The organism is Klebsiella sp. JB_Kp031 (assembly GCF_040064295.1).
Lineage (GTDB): Bacteria > Pseudomonadota > Gammaproteobacteria > Enterobacterales > Enterobacteriaceae > Klebsiella > Klebsiella quasipneumoniae.
In genome coordinates this window covers 125430-142486 of the sequence record NZ_JBEAJW010000043.1, presented here as the reverse complement: position 1 = coordinate 142486, position 17057 = coordinate 125430, and the positions used below count along the sequence as shown (strand labels likewise).

General features: G+C 59.0%; 18 protein-coding genes. 8 read left to right on the top strand and 10 right to left on the bottom strand.

From position 1 onward, the window contains the following. Positions 1 to 74: 74 nt before the first annotated feature. Together znuC and znuB are read left to right on the top strand one after the other, a co-directional pair. Positions 75 to 827: a zinc ABC transporter ATP-binding protein ZnuC gene (gene znuC / locus ABLV64_RS25255; RefSeq protein WP_004203406.1), complete on the top strand. Its 753-nt coding sequence runs from the start codon at positions 75 to 77 to the stop codon at positions 825 to 827. After that, positions 827 to 1612, top strand: coding sequence for a zinc ABC transporter permease subunit ZnuB (gene znuB, locus ABLV64_RS25250; protein ID WP_004212745.1), 786 nt, complete (start codon positions 827 to 829; stop codon positions 1610 to 1612). The genes znuC and znuB overlap by 1 nt, the downstream gene beginning before the upstream one ends. A 63-nt stretch (positions 1613 to 1675) precedes the next feature. Here the strand turns inward: znuB and ruvB are convergent, their stop codons facing one another. The 6 genes from ruvB to aspS all read right to left on the bottom strand — a co-directional run bounded on the left by ruvB (position 1676) and on the right by aspS (position 6942). Further along, positions 1676 to 2686, bottom strand: a complete 1011-nt coding sequence (gene ruvB / locus ABLV64_RS25245; RefSeq protein ID WP_004148860.1) for a Holliday junction branch migration DNA helicase RuvB — start codon at positions 2684 to 2686, stop codon at positions 1676 to 1678. A gap of 8 nt (positions 2687 to 2694) precedes the next feature. Further along, entirely contained in the window at positions 2695 to 3306 is a 612-nt protein-coding gene (gene ruvA / locus ABLV64_RS25240; protein WP_002911454.1) for a Holliday junction branch migration protein RuvA, read from the bottom strand. A gap of 79 nt (positions 3307 to 3385) precedes the next feature. Next, positions 3386 to 3907, bottom strand: coding sequence for a crossover junction endodeoxyribonuclease RuvC (ruvC, locus tag ABLV64_RS25235; RefSeq protein ID WP_004203412.1), 522 nt, complete (start codon positions 3905 to 3907; stop codon positions 3386 to 3388). Between the two features lie 34 nt (positions 3908 to 3941). Beyond that, entirely contained in the window at positions 3942 to 4682 is a 741-nt protein-coding gene (locus ABLV64_RS25230) for a YebC/PmpR family DNA-binding transcriptional regulator (RefSeq protein ID WP_002911459.1), read from the bottom strand. 27 nt (positions 4683 to 4709) lie between these two features. Further along, positions 4710 to 5153 carry a dihydroneopterin triphosphate diphosphatase gene (gene nudB / locus ABLV64_RS25225; RefSeq protein WP_002911477.1) on the bottom strand — a complete coding sequence of 148 codons (444 nt, stop codon included), beginning with the start codon at positions 5151 to 5153 and terminating at the stop codon, positions 4710 to 4712. Between the two features lies 1 nt (position 5154). Next, positions 5155 to 6942 (bottom strand): aspartate--tRNA ligase, encoded by a 1788-nt coding sequence (gene aspS / locus ABLV64_RS25220; RefSeq protein WP_004203416.1) that lies wholly within the window; start codon positions 6940 to 6942, stop codon positions 5155 to 5157. Positions 6943 to 7209: 267 nt separating this feature from the next. Between aspS and ABLV64_RS25215 the strand changes: the two genes are divergently transcribed. Genes ABLV64_RS25215 through cmoB form a run of 5 tightly spaced genes read left to right on the top strand, consistent with a single transcriptional unit; the run spans position 7210 to position 10823 of the window. Continuing rightward, positions 7210 to 7776: a hydrolase gene (locus ABLV64_RS25215; RefSeq protein WP_017900220.1), complete on the top strand. Its 567-nt coding sequence runs from the start codon at positions 7210 to 7212 to the stop codon at positions 7774 to 7776. Then, positions 7773 to 8591, top strand: a complete 819-nt coding sequence (locus ABLV64_RS25210) for a DUF72 domain-containing protein (protein WP_017900221.1) — start codon at positions 7773 to 7775, stop codon at positions 8589 to 8591. Before ABLV64_RS25215 ends, ABLV64_RS25210 begins: the two co-directional genes overlap by 4 nt. Positions 8592 to 8643: 52 nt before the next feature. After that, positions 8644 to 9039, top strand: coding sequence for an MAPEG family protein (locus tag ABLV64_RS25205; RefSeq protein ID WP_004203421.1), 396 nt, complete (start codon positions 8644 to 8646; stop codon positions 9037 to 9039). Between the two features lie 39 nt (positions 9040 to 9078). Next, entirely contained in the window at positions 9079 to 9822 is a 744-nt protein-coding gene (gene cmoA, locus ABLV64_RS25200; RefSeq protein WP_004203422.1) for a carboxy-S-adenosyl-L-methionine synthase CmoA, read from the top strand. Continuing rightward, positions 9819 to 10823 carry a tRNA 5-methoxyuridine(34)/uridine 5-oxyacetic acid(34) synthase CmoB gene (gene cmoB, locus ABLV64_RS25195; RefSeq protein WP_348843108.1) on the top strand — a complete coding sequence of 335 codons (1005 nt, stop codon included), beginning with the start codon at positions 9819 to 9821 and terminating at the stop codon, positions 10821 to 10823. The genes cmoA and cmoB overlap by 4 nt, the downstream gene beginning before the upstream one ends. 80 nt (positions 10824 to 10903) lie before the next feature. Here the strand turns inward: cmoB and cutC are convergent, their stop codons facing one another. Then, entirely contained in the window at positions 10904 to 11647 is a 744-nt protein-coding gene (gene cutC / locus ABLV64_RS25190; protein ID WP_022066256.1) for a copper homeostasis protein CutC, read from the bottom strand. Between the two features lie 76 nt (positions 11648 to 11723). Continuing rightward, on the bottom strand, positions 11724 to 12293 hold the full coding sequence (locus ABLV64_RS25185; RefSeq protein ID WP_100050736.1) for a VOC family protein: 570 nt from the start codon (positions 12291 to 12293) through the stop codon (positions 11724 to 11726). A gap of 236 nt (positions 12294 to 12529) precedes the next feature. On the opposite strand from ABLV64_RS25185, the gene argS reads away from it, so the two are divergent. Continuing rightward, positions 12530 to 14263 (top strand): arginine--tRNA ligase, encoded by a 1734-nt coding sequence (argS, locus tag ABLV64_RS25180; protein ID WP_053810184.1) that lies wholly within the window; start codon positions 12530 to 12532, stop codon positions 14261 to 14263. A 60-nt stretch (positions 14264 to 14323) separates the two neighbouring features. Here the strand turns inward: argS and ABLV64_RS25175 are convergent, their stop codons facing one another. Further along, the gene (locus tag ABLV64_RS25175) at positions 14324 to 15463 is read right to left on the bottom strand and encodes a glycoside hydrolase family 105 protein (RefSeq protein ID WP_004203430.1); all 1140 of its coding nucleotides are present in this window, start codon (positions 15461 to 15463) and stop codon (positions 14324 to 14326) included. A gap of 4 nt (positions 15464 to 15467) precedes the next feature. Further along, positions 15468 to 17051, bottom strand: coding sequence for an MFS transporter (locus tag ABLV64_RS25170; RefSeq protein ID WP_017900226.1), 1584 nt, complete (start codon positions 17049 to 17051; stop codon positions 15468 to 15470). Between the last annotated feature and the right edge of the window lie 6 nt (positions 17052 to 17057).

Here is a 17057-nt window from a genome sequence, read left to right as displayed (position 1 = left end):
CGTCTAGTCATCGAAACGAGTGAGTGTGATGTGATATTATAACATTCACTAGCTTGTGCAACCCCTAAATGATTATGACAAACCTTGTAACGCTGGAAAATGTCTCGGTGGCCTTTGGCCAACGCCGCGTGCTGTCTGACATCTCGCTGGCTCTCACGCCAGGCAAAATATTAACCCTGCTGGGGCCCAACGGCGCCGGTAAATCGACGCTCGTGCGGGTGGTTCTCGGGCTGGTAGCACCGACAGAGGGTGTTATCAAGCGCGAAGAACGCCTGCGGATCGGCTATGTACCGCAGAAACTGCATCTGGACGCCACGCTGCCGCTGACCGTCAGCCGCTTCCTGCGTTTACGTCCGGGCACCCGCAAAGACGACATCCTGCCGGCGCTGAAGCGCGTGCAGGCCGGGCACCTGATCGACGCGCCGATGCAAAAACTTTCCGGCGGCGAAACCCAGCGCGTGCTGCTGGCCCGCGCCCTGCTCAATCGTCCGCAGCTGCTGGTGCTGGATGAACCGACCCAGGGCGTCGACGTCAATGGCCAGGTGGCGCTCTACGATCTTATCGACCAGCTGCGCCATGAGCTGGACTGCGCGGTGCTGATGGTCTCCCACGACCTGCATCTGGTGATGGCCAAAACCGACGAGGTATTGTGCCTGAACCAGCATATCTGCTGCTCTGGCGCACCGGAAGTCGTCTCGATGCATCCGGAGTTTATCTCCATGTTCGGCCCGCGCGGCGCGGAACAGCTGGGGATCTACCGCCATCACCATAATCACCGCCACGATCTTCAGGGGCGAATTGTATTGCGTCGGGGAAACAGCCGCTAATGATTGAACTTCTCTTACCTGGCTGGCTGGCCGGGATGATGCTGGCCTGCGCCGCCGGCCCGCTGGGCTCCTTTGTGGTCTGGCGCCGCATGTCCTATTTCGGCGATACGCTGGCGCATGCGTCGCTACTCGGCGTCGCTTTCGGTTTACTGCTTAACGTCAATCCGTTTTATGCGGTGATCGCCGTGACCCTGCTGCTGGCCGGCGGGCTGGTATGGCTGGAAAAACGGCCGCATCTGGCGATTGATACCCTGCTGGGCATCATGGCGCACAGCGCGCTGTCCCTTGGGCTGGTGGTGGTCAGTCTGATGTCTAACGTCCGCGTCGATTTGATGGCGTACCTGTTCGGCGATCTGCTGGCGGTCACGCCGCAGGATCTGATCGCCATTGCTATTGGCGTGGTAATTGTGATTGGCATTCTGCTCTGGCAGTGGCGGAATCTGCTGGCGATGACCATCAGTCCGGACCTGGCGTTTGTCGATGGCGTGAAGCTGCAGCGGGTCAAGCTGCTGTTGATGCTGGTCACCGCCCTGACTATCGGCGTGGCGATGAAGTTCGTCGGGGCGCTGATCATCACTTCTCTGCTGATTATCCCGGCCGCTACCGCCCGCCGTTTTGCCCGCACGCCGGAGCAGATGGCCGCCGTGGCGGTGGGCGTGGGCATGCTGGCCGTCACCGGCGGGTTAACCTTCTCGGCTTTCTACGACACGCCGGCCGGGCCGTCGGTGGTGCTGTGCGCTGCGGTGCTGTTTATTCTCAGCATGACGAAAAAAGCCGCCAGCTAAAAGTGAAAAAGCCCGGTCGCGCTGCTGACCGGGCTTCACCATGAACGGCTCAACCACAACGCGCTACGGCATTTCCGGCGGCGTAATCCCGAAATGGTTCCAGGCGCGCACCGTCGCCATTCTTCCCCGCGGCGTACGCTGCAGAAAACCCTGCTGAATTAAGTAGGGCTCCAGCACATCTTCAATGGTTTCCCGCTCTTCGCCAATCGCGGCGGCGAGGTTATCCAGCCCCACCGGCCCGCCGAAGAACTTATCTATTACCGCCAGCAGCAGCTTGCGGTCCATATAGTCGAACCCTTCCGCATCGACGTTGAGCATATCCAGCGCCTGGGCGGCAATGTCGGCGGAGATGGTGCCGTCGTGGCGCACTTCCGCGAAGTCACGCACCCGGCGCAGCAGACGGTTGGCAATACGCGGCGTGCCGCGTGAACGGCGGGCCACTTCCAGCGCGCCCTCGTCGCTCATCTCCAGCCCCATATGGCGGGCGCTGCGGCTGACAATATGCTGCAGATCGGGGATCTGATAGAACTCCAGACGCTGCACGATGCCAAAGCGGTCGCGCAGCGGCGAGGTCAACGAACCGGCCCGAGTGGTGGCGCCAATCAGGGTAAACGGCGGCAGGTCGATTTTAATCGAGCGCGCCGCCGGCCCTTCGCCAATCATGATATCCAGCTGGTAGTCTTCCATTGCCGGATAGAGCACCTCTTCCACCACCGGCGAGAGGCGATGGATCTCATCGATAAACAGCACATCGTGCGGTTCGAGGTTGGTGAGCATCGCGGCGAGATCGCCCGCTTTCTCCAGCACCGGGCCGGAGGTGGTACGCAGATTCACCCCCATTTCATTGGCGACGATATTGGCCAGGGTGGTTTTCCCCAACCCTGGCGGGCCAAAAATCAGCAGGTGATCGAGGGCGTCGCCGCGCAGCTTCGCCGCCTGGATAAAGATCTCCATCTGCGAACGCACCTGCGGCTGGCCGACATATTCTGCCAGCAATTTTGGGCGGATGGCGCGGTCAGCGGCCTCTTCGAAGCCGCTGCTGTCTGCCGATACCAGCCGGTCTGCTTCAATCATCCCTTACCTCACAACGCGGCGCGCAGCGCTTCGCGGATTAGCGTTTCACTGTTGGCGTCCGGACGCGCGATCTTGCTGACCATCCGGCTGGCCTCCTGCGGTTTATAACCCAGCGCGACCAGCGCGGCAACCGCTTCCTGCTCGGCATCGTCCGCCGTCGGGCCTGCCGGCGAGGTTAGCACCAGATCGGCCGCCGGGGTGAACAGATCGCCGTGAAGCCCTTTGAAGCGGTCTTTCATCTCGACGATCAGGCGTTCAGCGGTTTTTTTACCAATCCCCGGCAGCTTCACCAGCGAGGCGACCTCTTCCCGCTCAACGGCGTTGACGAACTGCTGCGCCGACATGCCGGAGAGGATCGCCAGCGCCAGCTTTGGCCCTACGCCGTTGGTTTTAATCAACTCTTTAAACAGGGTACGCTCCTGTTTATTGTTAAACCCATACAGCAGCTGGGCATCTTCACGCACCACAAAGTGGGTGAAGACAATCGCCTCCTGCCCGGCCTCCGGCAGCTCATAAAAGCAGGTCATTGGCATGTGCACTTCATAGCCGACGCCCGCCGTTTCCAGCAACACCAGCGGGGGTTGTTTTTCGAGAATGATGCCTCTGAGTCTGCCTATCACGTGGGGCTCCTGCGTTATGGTCTAAGTATCTGGCGGTATCATAAAAAAAGGCTGGATAGATATCCAGCCTGATTTGCGATTATCGTAAGCGCCCTCGCGCCAGATTGAGCCGGGTCTCGCTGATCTGAGCGGCATTCTGGCTGACATGGCAATGGGTGATGGCGATCGCCAGCGCATCCGCCGCATCCGCCTGCGGATTGGCAGGCAGCTTGAGCAAGGTGCGCACCATGTGCTGGACCTGACTCTTTTCAGCGCTGCCAATGCCGACAACCGTCTGCTTAACCTGGCGGGCGGCGTATTCAAACACCGGTAGCGACTGATTGGTTGCCGCCACGATCGCCACCCCGCGCGCCTGCCCGAGCTTTAACGCCGAGTCGGCATTCTTGGCCATAAAGACCTGCTCAATGGCGAAAAAGTCGGGCTGGAACTGGGTGATGATCTCCGTCACCCCGGCGTAGATCAGCTTCAGCCGCGACGGCAGATCGTCCACTTTGGTGCGGATACAGCCGCTGCCAAGGTAGCTCAGCTGCCGGCCGACCTGACGGATCACGCCATAACCGGTAACGCGCGACCCCGGGTCAATGCCGAGAATAATAGCCATCACGCGCCTCCGGTGAACCGTGGATGCGGCTGCATCACAGGGTGGCTGCGACCTCGTCGGAGATCTCGCCGTTATGGTACACTTCCTGCACGTCGTCGCAGTCTTCGAGCATATCGATCAGACGCAGCAGCTTCGGCGCCGTCTCGGCATCCATATCCGCTTTGGTGGACGGGATCATCGAGACTTCAGCAGCGTCGGCTTTCAGGCCAGCGGCTTCCAGCGCGTCGCGCACGGCGCCCATCTCTTCCCATGCGGTGTAGACGTCGATCGCGCCGTCGTCATAGGTCACCACGTCTTCAGCGCCAGCTTCCAGCGCCGCTTCCATGATAGTGTCTTCATCGCCTTTCTCGAAGGAGATGACGCCTTTTTTGCTGAACAGGTAGGAGACAGAACCGTCGGTGCCGAGGTTACCACCGGTTTTAGTGAAGGCGTGACGCACTTCCGCAACGGTACGGTTACGGTTGTCGGACAGACATTCCACCATCACCGCGGTGCCGCCAGGGCCATAGCCTTCGTAAATGATGGTTTCCATGTTCGCGTCTTCATCGCCGCCGACGCCGCGCGCGATGGCGCGGTTCAGGGTGTCGCGGGTCATGTTGTTAGACAGCGCTTTATCCACCGCCGCACGCAGACGCGGGTTGGACGCCGGATCGCCGCCGCCCAGACGCGCTGCGGTAACCAGTTCGCGAATGATTTTCGTAAAGATTTTACCGCGCTTGGCATCCTGTGCCGCTTTGCGGTGTTTGGTGTTGGCCCATTTACTATGACCTGCCATAAAAAACTCTCCAAAAAGCGCGCCCTTTCAGGCGGCGTTAATTACAAATTCTTCAATCGCCTGCCGGTTGCTCCACGACTTGGTCAGCGCAGCGGCTTCCGTCGCGCTGACCCAGCGGTAGGCCAGATGTTCGGTAAAGGTAATTTCCCGCTCATGAGGCAGCGCAAGACAGAACCAGAATTCCGTATTTCGCTCCACTCCCGGCGCATAGCGATGACGCAAATGAGAAAAGATCTCAAACTCCACCGTGCGCTGACAGTCGATTAAGGTCAGTTGCTCGCAGGCAACGTCAATGGCGACCTCTTCCTTTACTTCACGCGCGGCAGCCTGCAGCGCGGTCTCTCCTGCTTCCAGGCTGCCGGTGACCGACTGCCAGAACGCGGGATCGTCGCGCCGCTGCAACATCAGCACCCGTTTCGTATCTTCGGCGTAAATCACCACCAGCACCGAAACGGGCAGCTTAAATGACATATTACTTGTTCTCCAGAGACGCTTTTGCCTCTTTCTCCACAACCTGAATACCCAGTTCACCCAGCGCCGCCGGATTGGCGAAGCTTGGCGCTTCGGTCATCAGGCAGGCGGCCGCGGTGGTTTTCGGGAAAGCGATAACGTCGCGGATGTTATCGGTACCGGTCAGCAGCATGGTCAGACGGTCAAGACCGAACGCCAGGCCCGCATGCGGCGGGGTACCGTATTTCAGCGCATCGAGCAGGAAGCCGAATTTCTCACGCTGCTCTTGCTCGTTAATGCCCAGAATACCAAATACCGTCTGCTGCATGTCGCCGCGGTGGATACGCACCGAACCGCCGCCGACTTCATAACCGTTAATCACCATATCGTAGGCGTTGGCCACGGCCTCTTCCGGCGCGGCTTTCAGCTCGTCCGCCGTCATATCTTTCGGCGAGGTGAACGGATGGTGCATCGCCGTCAGGCCGCCTTCGCCGTCGTCTTCGAACATCGGGAAGTCGATCACCCACAGCGGCGCCCACTTGCTCTCGTCAGTCAGGCTCAGATCTTTGCCCAGCTTCAGACGCAGCGCGCCCAGCGCGTCGGCCACCACTTTCTTGTTGTCGGCGCCGAAGAAGATCATGTCTCCGTCCTGCGCGCCGGTGCGGTCGAGGATCGCTTCCACGATTTCAGCGGTCAGGAATTTGGCCACCGGGCTGTTGATCCCGTCCATGCCTTTGGCACGTTCGGTCACTTTAATATAGGCCAGCCCCTTCGCGCCGTAGATCTTGACAAAGTTGCCGTATTCGTCAATCAGCTTACGGGTCAGAGAAGCCCCGCCCGGCACGCGCAGCGCCGCCACGCGCCCTTTCGGATCGTTGGCCGGGCCGGCAAAGACCGCGAACTCCACTGATTTCAGCAGGTCGGCGACGTCCACCAGCTCCATCGGGTTACGCAGGTCCGGTTTATCGGAACCGTAGCGACGTTCGGCTTCGGCGAAGGTCATGATCGGGAAGTCGCCCAGATCGACGCCTTTAATCTCCAGCCACAGCTGACGCACCATCGCTTCCATGATCTCACGCACCTGCGGCGCGGTCATAAAGGAGGTTTCCACGTCGATCTGGGTAAATTCAGGCTGACGGTCGGCACGCAGGTCTTCATCGCGGAAGCATTTGACGATCTGATAGTAGCGGTCGAAGCCGGACATCATCAGCAGCTGTTTGAACAGCTGCGGCGACTGCGGCAGCGCGTAGAATTTGCCTTTGTGCACGCGGGAAGGCACGAGGTAATCGCGGGCGCCTTCCGGGGTAGCTTTAGTCAGCATCGGGGTTTCGATGTCGAGGAAGCCATGGTCATCCATAAAGCGGCGCACAAAGCTGGTGATTTTCGCGCGGGTCTTCAGACGCTGCGCCATTTCCGGACGACGCAGGTCGAGGTAGCGGTATTTCAGACGCGCTTCTTCGGTGTTGACGTGATTGGAGTCCAGCGGCAGCGATTCTGAGCGGTTAATGATCGTCAGATCGGAAGCCAGCACTTCGATAGCGCCGGTGGCCATGTCCGCGTTGATGTTTTTCTCTTCACGCGCGCGAACGGTGCCAGTGACCTGAATGCAGAACTCATTACGCAGTTCAGAGGCTAACTTCAACGCATCCGCACGATCCGGATCGAAAAACACCTGAACGATGCCTTCGCGGTCGCGCATATCGATAAAAATGAGGCTACCGAGATCGCGACGGCGGTTGACCCAACCACACAGAGTCACCTGCTGCCCAACGTGGGACTGTCGAAGCTGTCCGCAATATTCTGTACGCATGAGATATCCCTTAACTTAGCCGTCGGCGGATTGTCGTCTGCCCTGCAGGCGACGAGGTCGCAGCTTTAGCTGATGTCACAACTGAATGAAAAAAGGCGGCTATTATACTGGAAATTCTGTCGTTCGATAAGTCCGACGCACGATGTACGCTGCTTTGCTGCGCGCTTAACGTCCACACTCACATAAATTAACAAAATTTGTTACCCTTTTGCTGAAGCCGCAAAGGTATTGTAGCCGCCTGACAACAGATGAAGATACGGGGATACCATGTTAGAACTCAATGCGAAAAACACGGCGCTGGTGGTGATCGATCTGCAGGAAGGCATTCTGCCTTTCGCCGGCGGCCCACATCGGGCTGACGAGGTGGTGGCGCGCGCCGCTCGCCTGGCAGACAAATGCCGGCAACAGGGTTCGCCGGTGATCATGGTCCGCGTCGGCTGGTCGGCCGATTTCGCCGAAGCGCTGAAACAGCCTGTCGACGCTCAGGCCGGGGCGCATACGCTGCCTGAGAACTGGTGGGCCTATCCGGCCGCGCTGGGTAAACAAGAGCGCGATATCGAAGTGACCAAACGCCAGTGGGGCGCGTTCTATGGCACCGACCTTGAGCTTCAGCTGCGCCGCCGCGGTATCGACACCATTATTCTCTGCGGCATATCCACCAACATCGGCGTCGAATCCACCGCCCGCAACGCCTGGGAGCTGGGCTTTAACCTGGTCATCGCCGAAGATGCCTGCAGCGCCGCCTCCGCCGAGCAGCATCAGGGCAGCATGACGCATATTTTCCCGCGCATCGGCCGCGTGCGCAGCACCGAGGAGATCCTCGCCGCGTTATGATTTATATTGGGCTTCCCCAGTGGTCGCACCCGAAATGGGTGCGCCTTGGCATCACCAGCCTTGAAGAGTACGCCCGCCACTTCAATTGCGTCGAGGGCAACACCACCCTGTATGCGCTGCCCAAGCCGGAGATTGTCGCTCGCTGGTACGAGCAGACCCACGATGACTTCCGCTTCTGCTTTAAATTCCCGGCGACTATCTCGCACCAGGCCGCCCTGCGCCATTGCGACGAGTTAAGTAATGAATTCTTCACCCGCCTGGCGCCGCTGGCCTCGCGCATCGGCCAGTACTGGCTGCAGCTGCCGGCGACCTTTGGTCCTCGCGATCTCCCCGCGCTATGGCACTTTCTCGACGCACTGCCGAAGGATTTCACCTACGGCGTCGAAGTTCGTCACCCCGAGTTCTTCGCCAAAGGGGAAGCGGAACAGCAGCTCAACCGCGGGCTGCACCAGCGCAACGTCAACCGCGTGATCCTCGACAGCCGCCCGGTCCACAGCGCCGCGGCCACCAGTCCGGCGATGATCGACGCGCAACAAAAGAAACCGAAGGTGCCGGTGCATGCAGTGATGACCGCCCGGCAGCCAATGGTGCGCTTTATTGGCGGCGACGATATGGTCCATAATCGGGAACTGTTTCGCGTCTGGCTGCAGACGCTGCCGAAATGGCATCAGTCGGGGACGCCGTGGCTGTTCCTCCATACCCCCGACATTGCTTACGCGCCGGCGCTGGTGGATACCCTGTGGGGCGATCTGCGCGCTGCCCTGCCGGCGCTAGGAAATGCGCCGTCGATTCCGCAGCAATCTTCTCTTTTCTGATATCCTGCTATCATATCCGGAGCCATCTGCCAGAGTTAAAGGGAGTTTTCGTATGGTCAGCGCGCTGTATGCCGTTTTAGGTGCGTTATTGTTAGTGAAGTTCTCATTTGACGTGGTGCGTTTGCGCACCCAATACCATGTAGGCTATGGCGACGGCGGCTTCAGCGAGCTGCAGGTCGCCATCCGCGTTCACGGCAATGCCGTGGAATATGTGCCGATTGGCCTCATTTTGCTGTTATTTATGGAGATGAACGGCGCCCAGACCTGGATGGTGCACGTTTGCGGCATTTTATTGATCCTCGGACGACTGATGCACTCCTGGGGTTTTCATCACCGTGTCTACCACTGGCGCCGCTCCGGCATGAGCGCCACCTGGTGCGCGTTGTTGCTGATGGTGCTGGCCAATCTCTGGTATATGCCCTGGGAGTTGGTTTTCTCCCTCCGTTAGCGCACAATACGCCGTTTTCGTTTTTTCGGGTTTAACGTTATGTCTCACCGCGATACGCTTTTTTCCGCGCCGATTGCCAGCCTCGGCGACTGGACCTTTGATGAACGGGTTGCTGAAGTCTTCCCCGATATGATCCAGCGTTCTGTGCCTGGCTACTCCAATATCATCTCGATGATCGGCATGCTGGCCGAGCGCTTCGTTCAGCCCCACACCCAGGTTTACGATCTTGGCTGTTCGCTGGGCGCCGCCACTCTTTCCGTGCGCCGCAATATTAGCCACCCGGGCTGCCGCATTATCGCCATCGATAACTCCCCGGCGATGGTGGAGCGCTGCCGTCGCCATATTGACGCCTATAAAGCACCGACGCCGGTCGAGGTGATTGAAGGGGATATCCGCGATGTGGCCATTGAAAACGCCTCGCTGGTGATCCTGAACTTTACCATTCAGTTCCTTGAGCCGGGCGATCGCCAGGCGATCCTCAATAAAGTCTATCAGGGGCTGAATCCCGGCGGCGCGCTGGTGCTCTCGGAGAAATTTAGCTTCGAAGACGCCCACGTCGGCGAGCTGCTGTTCAATATGCATCATGACTTTAAGCGCGCGAACGGCTACAGCGAGCTGGAGATCAGTCAAAAACGCAGCATGCTGGAAAATGTAATGCTGACCGACTCTGTGGAAACCCATAAAAAACGCCTGCGTCAGGCTGGGTTCGAACATGCCGAACTGTGGTTCCAGTGCTTTAACTTTGGCTCGCTGGTGGCAGTAAAATCCGGGGAGCAGGCATGATCGACTTCAGTAACTTCTATCAGCTGATCGCCAAAAGCCCGCTGTCTCACTGGCTGGAGACGCTGCCTGCCCAGGTAGCCGCCTGGCAGCGCGAGGCCCTGCATGGCAAGTTTCGCGAATGGGAGCGCGCCGTTGAGTTTCTTCCGGAATTAACGCCCTGGCGTCTGGACCTCCTGCACAGCGTCACCGCCGAAAGCGAAACGCCGCTCAGCGAAGGCCATCGGCTGCGGATAGAAAATCTGCTGAAAAACCTGATGCCATGGCGCAAAGGGCCTTATTCGCTGTACGGCATCAACATCGATACCGAATGGCGCTCCGACTGGAAATGGGAGCGCGTCCTGCCGCACCTGTCCGATCTTAGCGGACGAACCATCCTCGACGTGGGCTGCGGCAGCGGCTATCACATGTGGCGGATGATCGGCGCCGGCGCGCATCTGGCGGTCGGCATCGATCCCACCCAGCTGTTCCTGTGTCAGTTTGAAGCGGTACGTAAGCTCCTCGGCAACGACCAGCGGGCGCATCTTCTGCCGCTGGGCATCGAGCAGTTGCCGGCGCTGGAGGCCTTCGACACCGTGTTCTCGATGGGCGTGCTCTACCACCGCCGCTCGCCGCTGGATCATCTGTGGCAGCTGAAAGATCAGCTGGCGCCGGGAGGTGAGCTGGTGCTGGAGACGCTGGTGGTCGAAGGGGATGAAAATACGGTGCTGGTTCCGGGCGACCGTTATGCGCAGATGCGCAACGTCTATTTTATCCCCTCGGCGGCGGCCCTGAAAATGTGGCTGGAGAAGTGCGGATTTATCGATGTGCGCATCGTCGACGCCTGCGTCACCTCGACGGAGGAGCAGCGGCGCACAGAATGGATGACCAGCGAATCGCTGGCCGATTTCCTCGACACGCAGGATCAGCGCAAAACCGTGGAAGGCTATCCGGCGCCGCTGCGCGCGGTGATTATCGCCACTAAACCGGAAACCCAGCAATCGCTGGCAAAAAAAGCGAGATAAAAAAAGGCCCCTGTTTAATGGGCAGGGGCCTGGTACGGGCAATCATCATATTGGGCGACATGATGTGCAGCAAAAACCGTTTAACTTCTGTTAGCGGAAATTATCTTTTTCATCTCCGCCACCGCTGCGCCATTCACGGCGTAGCGTCTGTATTCGTCTGCATCGGGATCGGCTGACATCGAAACGCCTGGATGACGAAAGCGCATTTCCGATGGCAACCACTGGCCTGCAGAGCTATGAACCTCTTTCACCCCCGCCTGCAGAAACAGCGGCAGGTTCGCGGCGCGCACTCCCGCACCGGCCATAATGATTGGAGTATCCCCTGCGGCAATAAGTTCCGTAATTAATGAAATACCTTTCTCCGCCGAGGATTGCTGACCGGAAGTCAGGATACGTTTAACCCCCAGCTCACCCAGCGTCTCCCAGGCCTGACGCGGGTCGGCGCACAGATCGAACGCGCGATGAAAGGTCACCGCCAGCGGCCCGGCCGCAGCCATTATTTTTTTCATCCGCGGGATATCGACCTGACCATCGACATCCAGTACGCCGGTCACCAGCCCGGGAAAGCCGAGCTCCCGCACCATGCGGATGTCGCTAAGCATCGCGGCGAACTCCTCTTCGGTATAGCAGAAGTCGCCGCCACGCGGGCGGATAATCGGATGCACCGGGAGAGTAATCGCCTCGCGGACCGAGACCAGCACCCCGTAAGAGGGGGTTAATCCCCCTTCCTGCGGCGCGGCGCAGAGTTCAATACGATCGGCGCCGCAGCGCTCAGCTTCCCTGGCGCACGCCATGCTGTAACAACAAACTTCCAGTACCGCCATTCCTTACTCCCTGATCCAGACAACTTTCTTAGCATGTCATGATTTCACGCGGCAGACGCCGCGCAGCTTCACACTGTTACGTATCGGCTTGCTCGCTGGCGACGATTTGTTCAATAGACCACGGATGAAATTTGACCGTCACGCTGCCGTCGGTGACCGCCAGGGTGGGATTAGGCAGGCGCTCGTGTTCCCCTTTCGGCGAGCTGGTTTTGACGACGATCCCCGGCTGGCTGAGTCCGTCATCGGCCAGCAGCGCCAGAGCGCGGGCATTTAAGGTAGCCGGATCGCCGGGCAGGACAATTTCGATATGCTCCCAGCCTTCATGGGGATAGCGCTTTTCACCCGGCCACGGCAGCTCAACGATATGGAAGCGCCAGTGCGCCACGCAGACCGGCTCCGCCAGTTTAAACAGGCAGATAGGCCGGCCGTTGATTATATTCTCCGACAGCAGAGTGCCGCACTGCGCCAGACCGCTGCGCCAGCGCTCCGCGGTAGCGTTCTGATGACAGCGCAGGGAGATATGGTCGGCGTCGAGTCCGCCGATCTCCAGTCCCAGTCGCGCAGCGAAGCGCTGCAGCTCATCGGAAAATCGCGGGAGATCCGCCGTAATATCGGCCAGTTGTTCAATCTGCTGCCAGTTCGCCATGGGTTTGCTCGTCAATTAGGTTCGTCAATAATAAAAAGGCTAATCTACCGTGTTTCCGGCCGCGGACCAACCGCCACCCTGCCGATGCGTGACTGACCGGCGATGGATTGCCCACGCCGCCGGGCCGCGCGCGATGCTGACGGACGGGGACAAATGCAGTATACTCCCGCCCTAATTTGTCCACATTCCGGCGCCGCCTCCCTCGGGGGCTGGCGCATTACACGTAAGGTATTCCGGTGAATATTCAGGCTCTTCTCTCAGAAAAAGTCAGCCAGGCCCTGATCGCGGCAGGCGCGCCTGCCGATTGCGAACCTCAGGTCCGCCAGTCAGCAAAAGTTCAGTTCGGTGACTATCAGGCCAACGGCGTGATGGCTGTCGCCAAAAAACTGGGCATGGCGCCGCGACAACTTGCAGAGCAGGTACTGTCTCATCTTGACCTCAACGGCATTGCCAGCAAGGTTGAAATCGCCGGGCCGGGCTTTATCAATATTTTCCTTGACCCCGCGTTCCTGGCGGACAACATCAACCGCGCGCTGCAGTCCGAACGCCTGGGCGTCGCCACGCCGCAGGTACAGACCATCGTCGTCGACTACTCGGCGCCGAACGTGGCGAAAGAGATGCACGTCGGCCATCTGCGTTCGACCATCATTGGCGATGCCTCGGTCCGTACCCTGGAGTTTCTTGGCCATAAGGTGATCCGCGCCAACCACGTCGGCGACTGGGGCACCCAGTTCGGCATGCTGATCGCGTATCTGGAAAAACAGCAGCAGGAAAACGCCGGTGAGATGGCCCTGGCCGACCTCGAAGGTTTCTATCGCGAAGCGAAAAAACACTACGACGAAGACGAAGCCTTCGCCGAGCGTGCGCGCAGCTACGTGGTTAAGCTGCAGGGCGGCGATGAGTACTTCCTGCAGATGTGGCGTAAGCTGGTCGACATCACCATGTCGCAGAACCAGATCACCTACGATCGCCTGAATGTGACGCTGACCCGCGATGACGTGATGGGCGAAAGCCTGTACAACCCGATGCTGCCGGGAATCGTCGCCGATCTGAAAGCCAAAGGGCTGGCCGTTGAGAGCGAAGGCGCCACCGTGGTGTTCCTTGATGAGTATAAAAACAAGGAAGGCGAACCGATGGGCGTCATCATCCAGAAAAAGGATGGCGGCTACCTCTATACCACCACCGATATCGCCTGTGCGAAGTATCGCTATGAAACGCTGCACGCCGACCGCGTGCTCTACTACATCGACTCCCGTCAGCACCAGCACCTGATGCAGGCGTGGACCATCGTGCGTAAGGCAGGCTATGTGCCGGACTCCGTGCCGCTGGAGCACCATATGTTCGGCATGATGCTGGGTAAAGATGGCAAGCCGTTTAAAACCCGCGCCGGCGGCACCGTGAAGCTGGCGGATCTGCTGGACGAAGCGCTGGAGCGCGCGCGTCGCCTGGTGGCCGAGAAGAACCCGGAAATGTCCGCTGATGAGCTGGAAAATCTGGCGAAAGTGGTGGGTATCGGCGCGGTGAAATATGCCGACCTGTCGAAAAACCGCACCACCGACTACGTTTTCGACTGGGATAATATGCTGGCGTTCGAAGGCAACACCGCGCCGTATATGCAGTATGCCTATACCCGCGTGCTCTCCGTGTTCCGTAAAGCCGGCATTGATGAAAACGCCCTCACCGACGCGCCGGTGGTAATTGCGGAAGATCGCGAAGCCCAGCTGGCCGCGCGCCTGCTGCAGTTTGAAGAGACCCTCTCCGTGGTCGCTCGCGAAGGGACGCCGCACGTGATGTGCGCCTACCTCTACGATCTGGCGGGCCTGTTCTCCGGTTTCTACGAGCACTGCCCGATCCTCAGCGCGGAGAGCGAAGCGACCCGCAACAGCCGCCTGAAGCTGGCGCTGCTGACGGCGAAAACCCTCAAGCTGGGTCTTGATACCCTCGGTATCGAAACCGTCGAGCGTATGTAAAACCAACCCGGCGAAAGCCGGGTTAATTTTTTCAGGCGCCGCGCCAGCGGGCTCTCTTGCTCAGAAATACTTGCGCAGATACTCGGTCAGACAGAGGATCGCCATCGCCTGGCCGTAGGGCATCGAGGTGAGTGGGATCTGGCGATAGAAATCGAGGTCTGACCCCATTCCGGTGCCAAAGGAAGTCTGCAGCAGCTCCCCCTGCGGCGATATATTCTGCACAATTCCGCGAATCGCTTTTTCTGCCACCCCGGCATAGTGCTGCCCGACATATCGCTTGCGCACCGCTTTAAGTATGCCGTAGGCAAAGCCGGCGGTCGCCGAAGCCTCAGGATAAGAGTGCGGGTCGTCCAGCAGGGTATGCCACAGGCCGCTGTCATCCTGGCATTTCGCTAAAGCGGCAATTTGCGCGTTCAGCACCTCGGTCAGATAGCGCCGTACCGCATTCCCTTCTGGAAGATCCACTAACTCAAGAAAATCCGGGATCACCATGGTTAGCCAGCTGTTGCCCCGTGCCCAGCGCGCCCGGGCAAAGTTATGCCGACCGTCATAGCTCCAGCCGTGAAACCACAGTCCGGTTTCCCGGTCCATCAGGTTTTGCACATGAAGCAGGAACTGATAGGTCGCCTCCTCCACATAATGCGGACGGTGAAGCAGCTTGCCTATTTTGGCTAACGGCAACACGGTCATCATCAGCGTATCATCCCACATTTGCTGGTGGTTCTCTTCCGCCAGGGTGATGTGCTGCATACCGCCCTGCTCGGTACGCGGCATCTCATACATCGCCCACTCCGCCCAGCTCTCCAGCCACGGCAGATACGCCTTACACCCGGTCTCTTCAAAGCGATAAGCCAGGGTCAGAAACGGCGCCATGGTATTGACGTTTTTGGTCGTGGCCCCCTCGGCGAAGCGATCGGCAAACCAGCGGTCGATGATATCGCGCATCTCGATATCGCCGGTTTGCTGATAATACTGATAGATGCCGTACAGTCCGACGCCGTGGGTCCACTCCCAGCCGGCCCAGCCTTTGGTATCAATAACGCGCCCGTCATCCAGGCGCAGTAAAAATTGCCCGCTCTCATCCTTAATATTCACCAGGTTTTGCGTCACGTTGCGGATCAGCGCCTGCAGTTCGCTGCGGGCGATAAAACGCTCAGGCTGACAGAGTAATGGGCTATGTTTGACCGGCCAAACTTTCATGTTGTTAACCTCGGGTATATGTCGAATTCAAAGCGCCGCCCTGGGTGAGCGCCGGGGCAGCAGGTTTATGACGATTCAGATAGCCAATATTGTTATTCCCCCACAGGCAGTCGTAGGGCATCCCCGCCAGCATCTCGACCACCGCGCGGTGTTCCGCACTGGTCAGCTCCGGCCGGGCGTGACCGCTTTCGCGCATTCTGAGGGTTTCGCTGCGCAGGACGCTGTGGGTGTGCAGATTGAGTTTGAAGCGCAGTGAAACGAGGAAGCCGCAGGCTAACACCACCAATGTACCGACGCTGAGGATCAGCAGAATGGTATGGCTGACCCCTTCAGGCTGTATTTTTTGCCCGGAGACAAACCCCGACAGTTGCATAATGATGCCCACCAGCATCACCGCCCCCGCCTGCGAGGCTTTGCGGGTCAGGGTCATGATGCCGGCAAAAATCCCCTCCCGGCGCTGGCCGGTGATCGCTTCGTCGACGTCGGCAATATAGGTGTAGGTATTCCACGGCACGTAGTTAATCCCGCCGCGTCCCAGTCCGGCGACAGCAGAGATGAGCAACAATAATGAATAGACGTCGCTCAGTCCGGCGTAATAGAGCAGCGCATAGGAGAGCGAACTCAGGCCAAAGAGGACCACCACCATGCGGTACGACGGCGCGGGGCCAAAGCGAATGCACAGCGGGATCATGGCGATCACGGCAATAAACTGGAAAATCGCCATCGTCCCCAGCAGATTCGAGGCGACAGAAGCTTCCTGCATCAGAACAAAGACCACGTAGTAGGTAAACACGGCATTGAAGACGTCCTGGGCGATATAGCCCCCCAGATACATGCCGAGGTGCTGGCGGAAAATTTTTATCCGCAGCGTAGAGCTCAGCTCAATCACCAGGCGATTGAGGCTCTGGGCGAGAGTGAGGTTCTGTTTTTCCGCTTCCGCCCGCAGCGCCGCCTCTGACCAGGCCTCACGCGGCCGCTCCCAGGTGAAACACCAGACGAAGGTCAGCATCACCGCGCACAGGACCGAGAACACCAGACTGGCATAAAAGAACGAGCTGGCATTGTCTTTGCCGAGCCAGGTAAGGAGGATCCCCGGCAGAAAGGAGGCTAAAATTGCCGACATTTGCGCCATTGAGATGCGCGCGCCGGAGAATTTGGTTTTCTGTTTAAAGTCATCGGTCATCTCCGGCACCAGCGTCTCGTAGGGCACCAGAATCATGGTGTAGACCATATCAAACAGCAGATAGGTGACCAGGTAGTACCAGAATCCCATCTCGCCGACCCACATCGCCGAGTAGCTGAATACGCAGGGGATGCCGAGCAGAATAAAGAATTTTCTGCGGCCGAAGCGCTTGCCGAGCCAGGTGGTGCCGAAGTTATCGGTGAGAAAGCCCATCAGCGGGCTCACCACCGCATCCAGTACGCGGGCGGAAGCGAATATAAGCGTGGCTTCTATCGGGGAGAGTCCGCAGAAGGTGGTGTAAAAGTAGAGCAGCCATGCGGCGGTTAGCGCCGTGGTGCCGGCGCCGAGAAAATCGCCCGCGCCGTAGGCCAGGTAGTTAGCCAGTCCAATCTTTCGTGTTTTCATCGCCGT

Bases quoted from the DNA above. Each gene is read 5' to 3' on its own strand.
- znuC (WP_004203406.1), top strand. From the start codon at position 75: ATGACAAACCTTGTAACGCTGGAAAATGTCTCGGTGGCCTTTGGCCAA.
- znuB (WP_004212745.1), top strand. From the start codon at position 827: ATGATTGAACTTCTCTTACCTGGCTGGCTGGCCGGGATGATGCTGGCC.
- ruvB (WP_004148860.1), bottom strand. From the start codon at position 2,686: ATGATTGAAGCAGACCGGCTGGTATCGGCAGACAGCAGCGGCTTCGAA.
- ruvC (WP_004203412.1), bottom strand. From the start codon at position 3,907: ATGGCTATTATTCTCGGCATTGACCCGGGGTCGCGCGTTACCGGTTAT.
- ABLV64_RS25230 (WP_002911459.1), bottom strand. From the start codon at position 4,682: ATGGCAGGTCATAGTAAATGGGCCAACACCAAACACCGCAAAGCGGCA.
- nudB (WP_002911477.1), bottom strand. From the start codon at position 5,153: ATGTCATTTAAGCTGCCCGTTTCGGTGCTGGTGGTGATTTACGCCGAA.
- aspS (WP_004203416.1), bottom strand. From the start codon at position 6,942: ATGCGTACAGAATATTGCGGACAGCTTCGACAGTCCCACGTTGGGCAG.
- ABLV64_RS25215 (WP_017900220.1), top strand. From the start codon at position 7,210: ATGTTAGAACTCAATGCGAAAAACACGGCGCTGGTGGTGATCGATCTG.
- ABLV64_RS25210 (WP_017900221.1), top strand. From the start codon at position 7,773: ATGATTTATATTGGGCTTCCCCAGTGGTCGCACCCGAAATGGGTGCGC.
- ABLV64_RS25205 (WP_004203421.1), top strand. From the start codon at position 8,644: ATGGTCAGCGCGCTGTATGCCGTTTTAGGTGCGTTATTGTTAGTGAAG.
- cmoA (WP_004203422.1), top strand. From the start codon at position 9,079: ATGTCTCACCGCGATACGCTTTTTTCCGCGCCGATTGCCAGCCTCGGC.
- cmoB (WP_348843108.1), top strand. From the start codon at position 9,819: ATGATCGACTTCAGTAACTTCTATCAGCTGATCGCCAAAAGCCCGCTG.
- cutC (WP_022066256.1), bottom strand. From the start codon at position 11,647: ATGGCGGTACTGGAAGTTTGTTGTTACAGCATGGCGTGCGCCAGGGAA.
- ABLV64_RS25185 (WP_100050736.1), bottom strand. From the start codon at position 12,293: ATGGCGAACTGGCAGCAGATTGAACAACTGGCCGATATTACGGCGGAT.
- ABLV64_RS25175 (WP_004203430.1), bottom strand. From the start codon at position 15,463: ATGAAAGTTTGGCCGGTCAAACATAGCCCATTACTCTGTCAGCCTGAG.
- ABLV64_RS25170 (WP_017900226.1), bottom strand. From the start codon at position 17,051: ATGAAAACACGAAAGATTGGACTGGCTAACTACCTGGCCTACGGCGCG.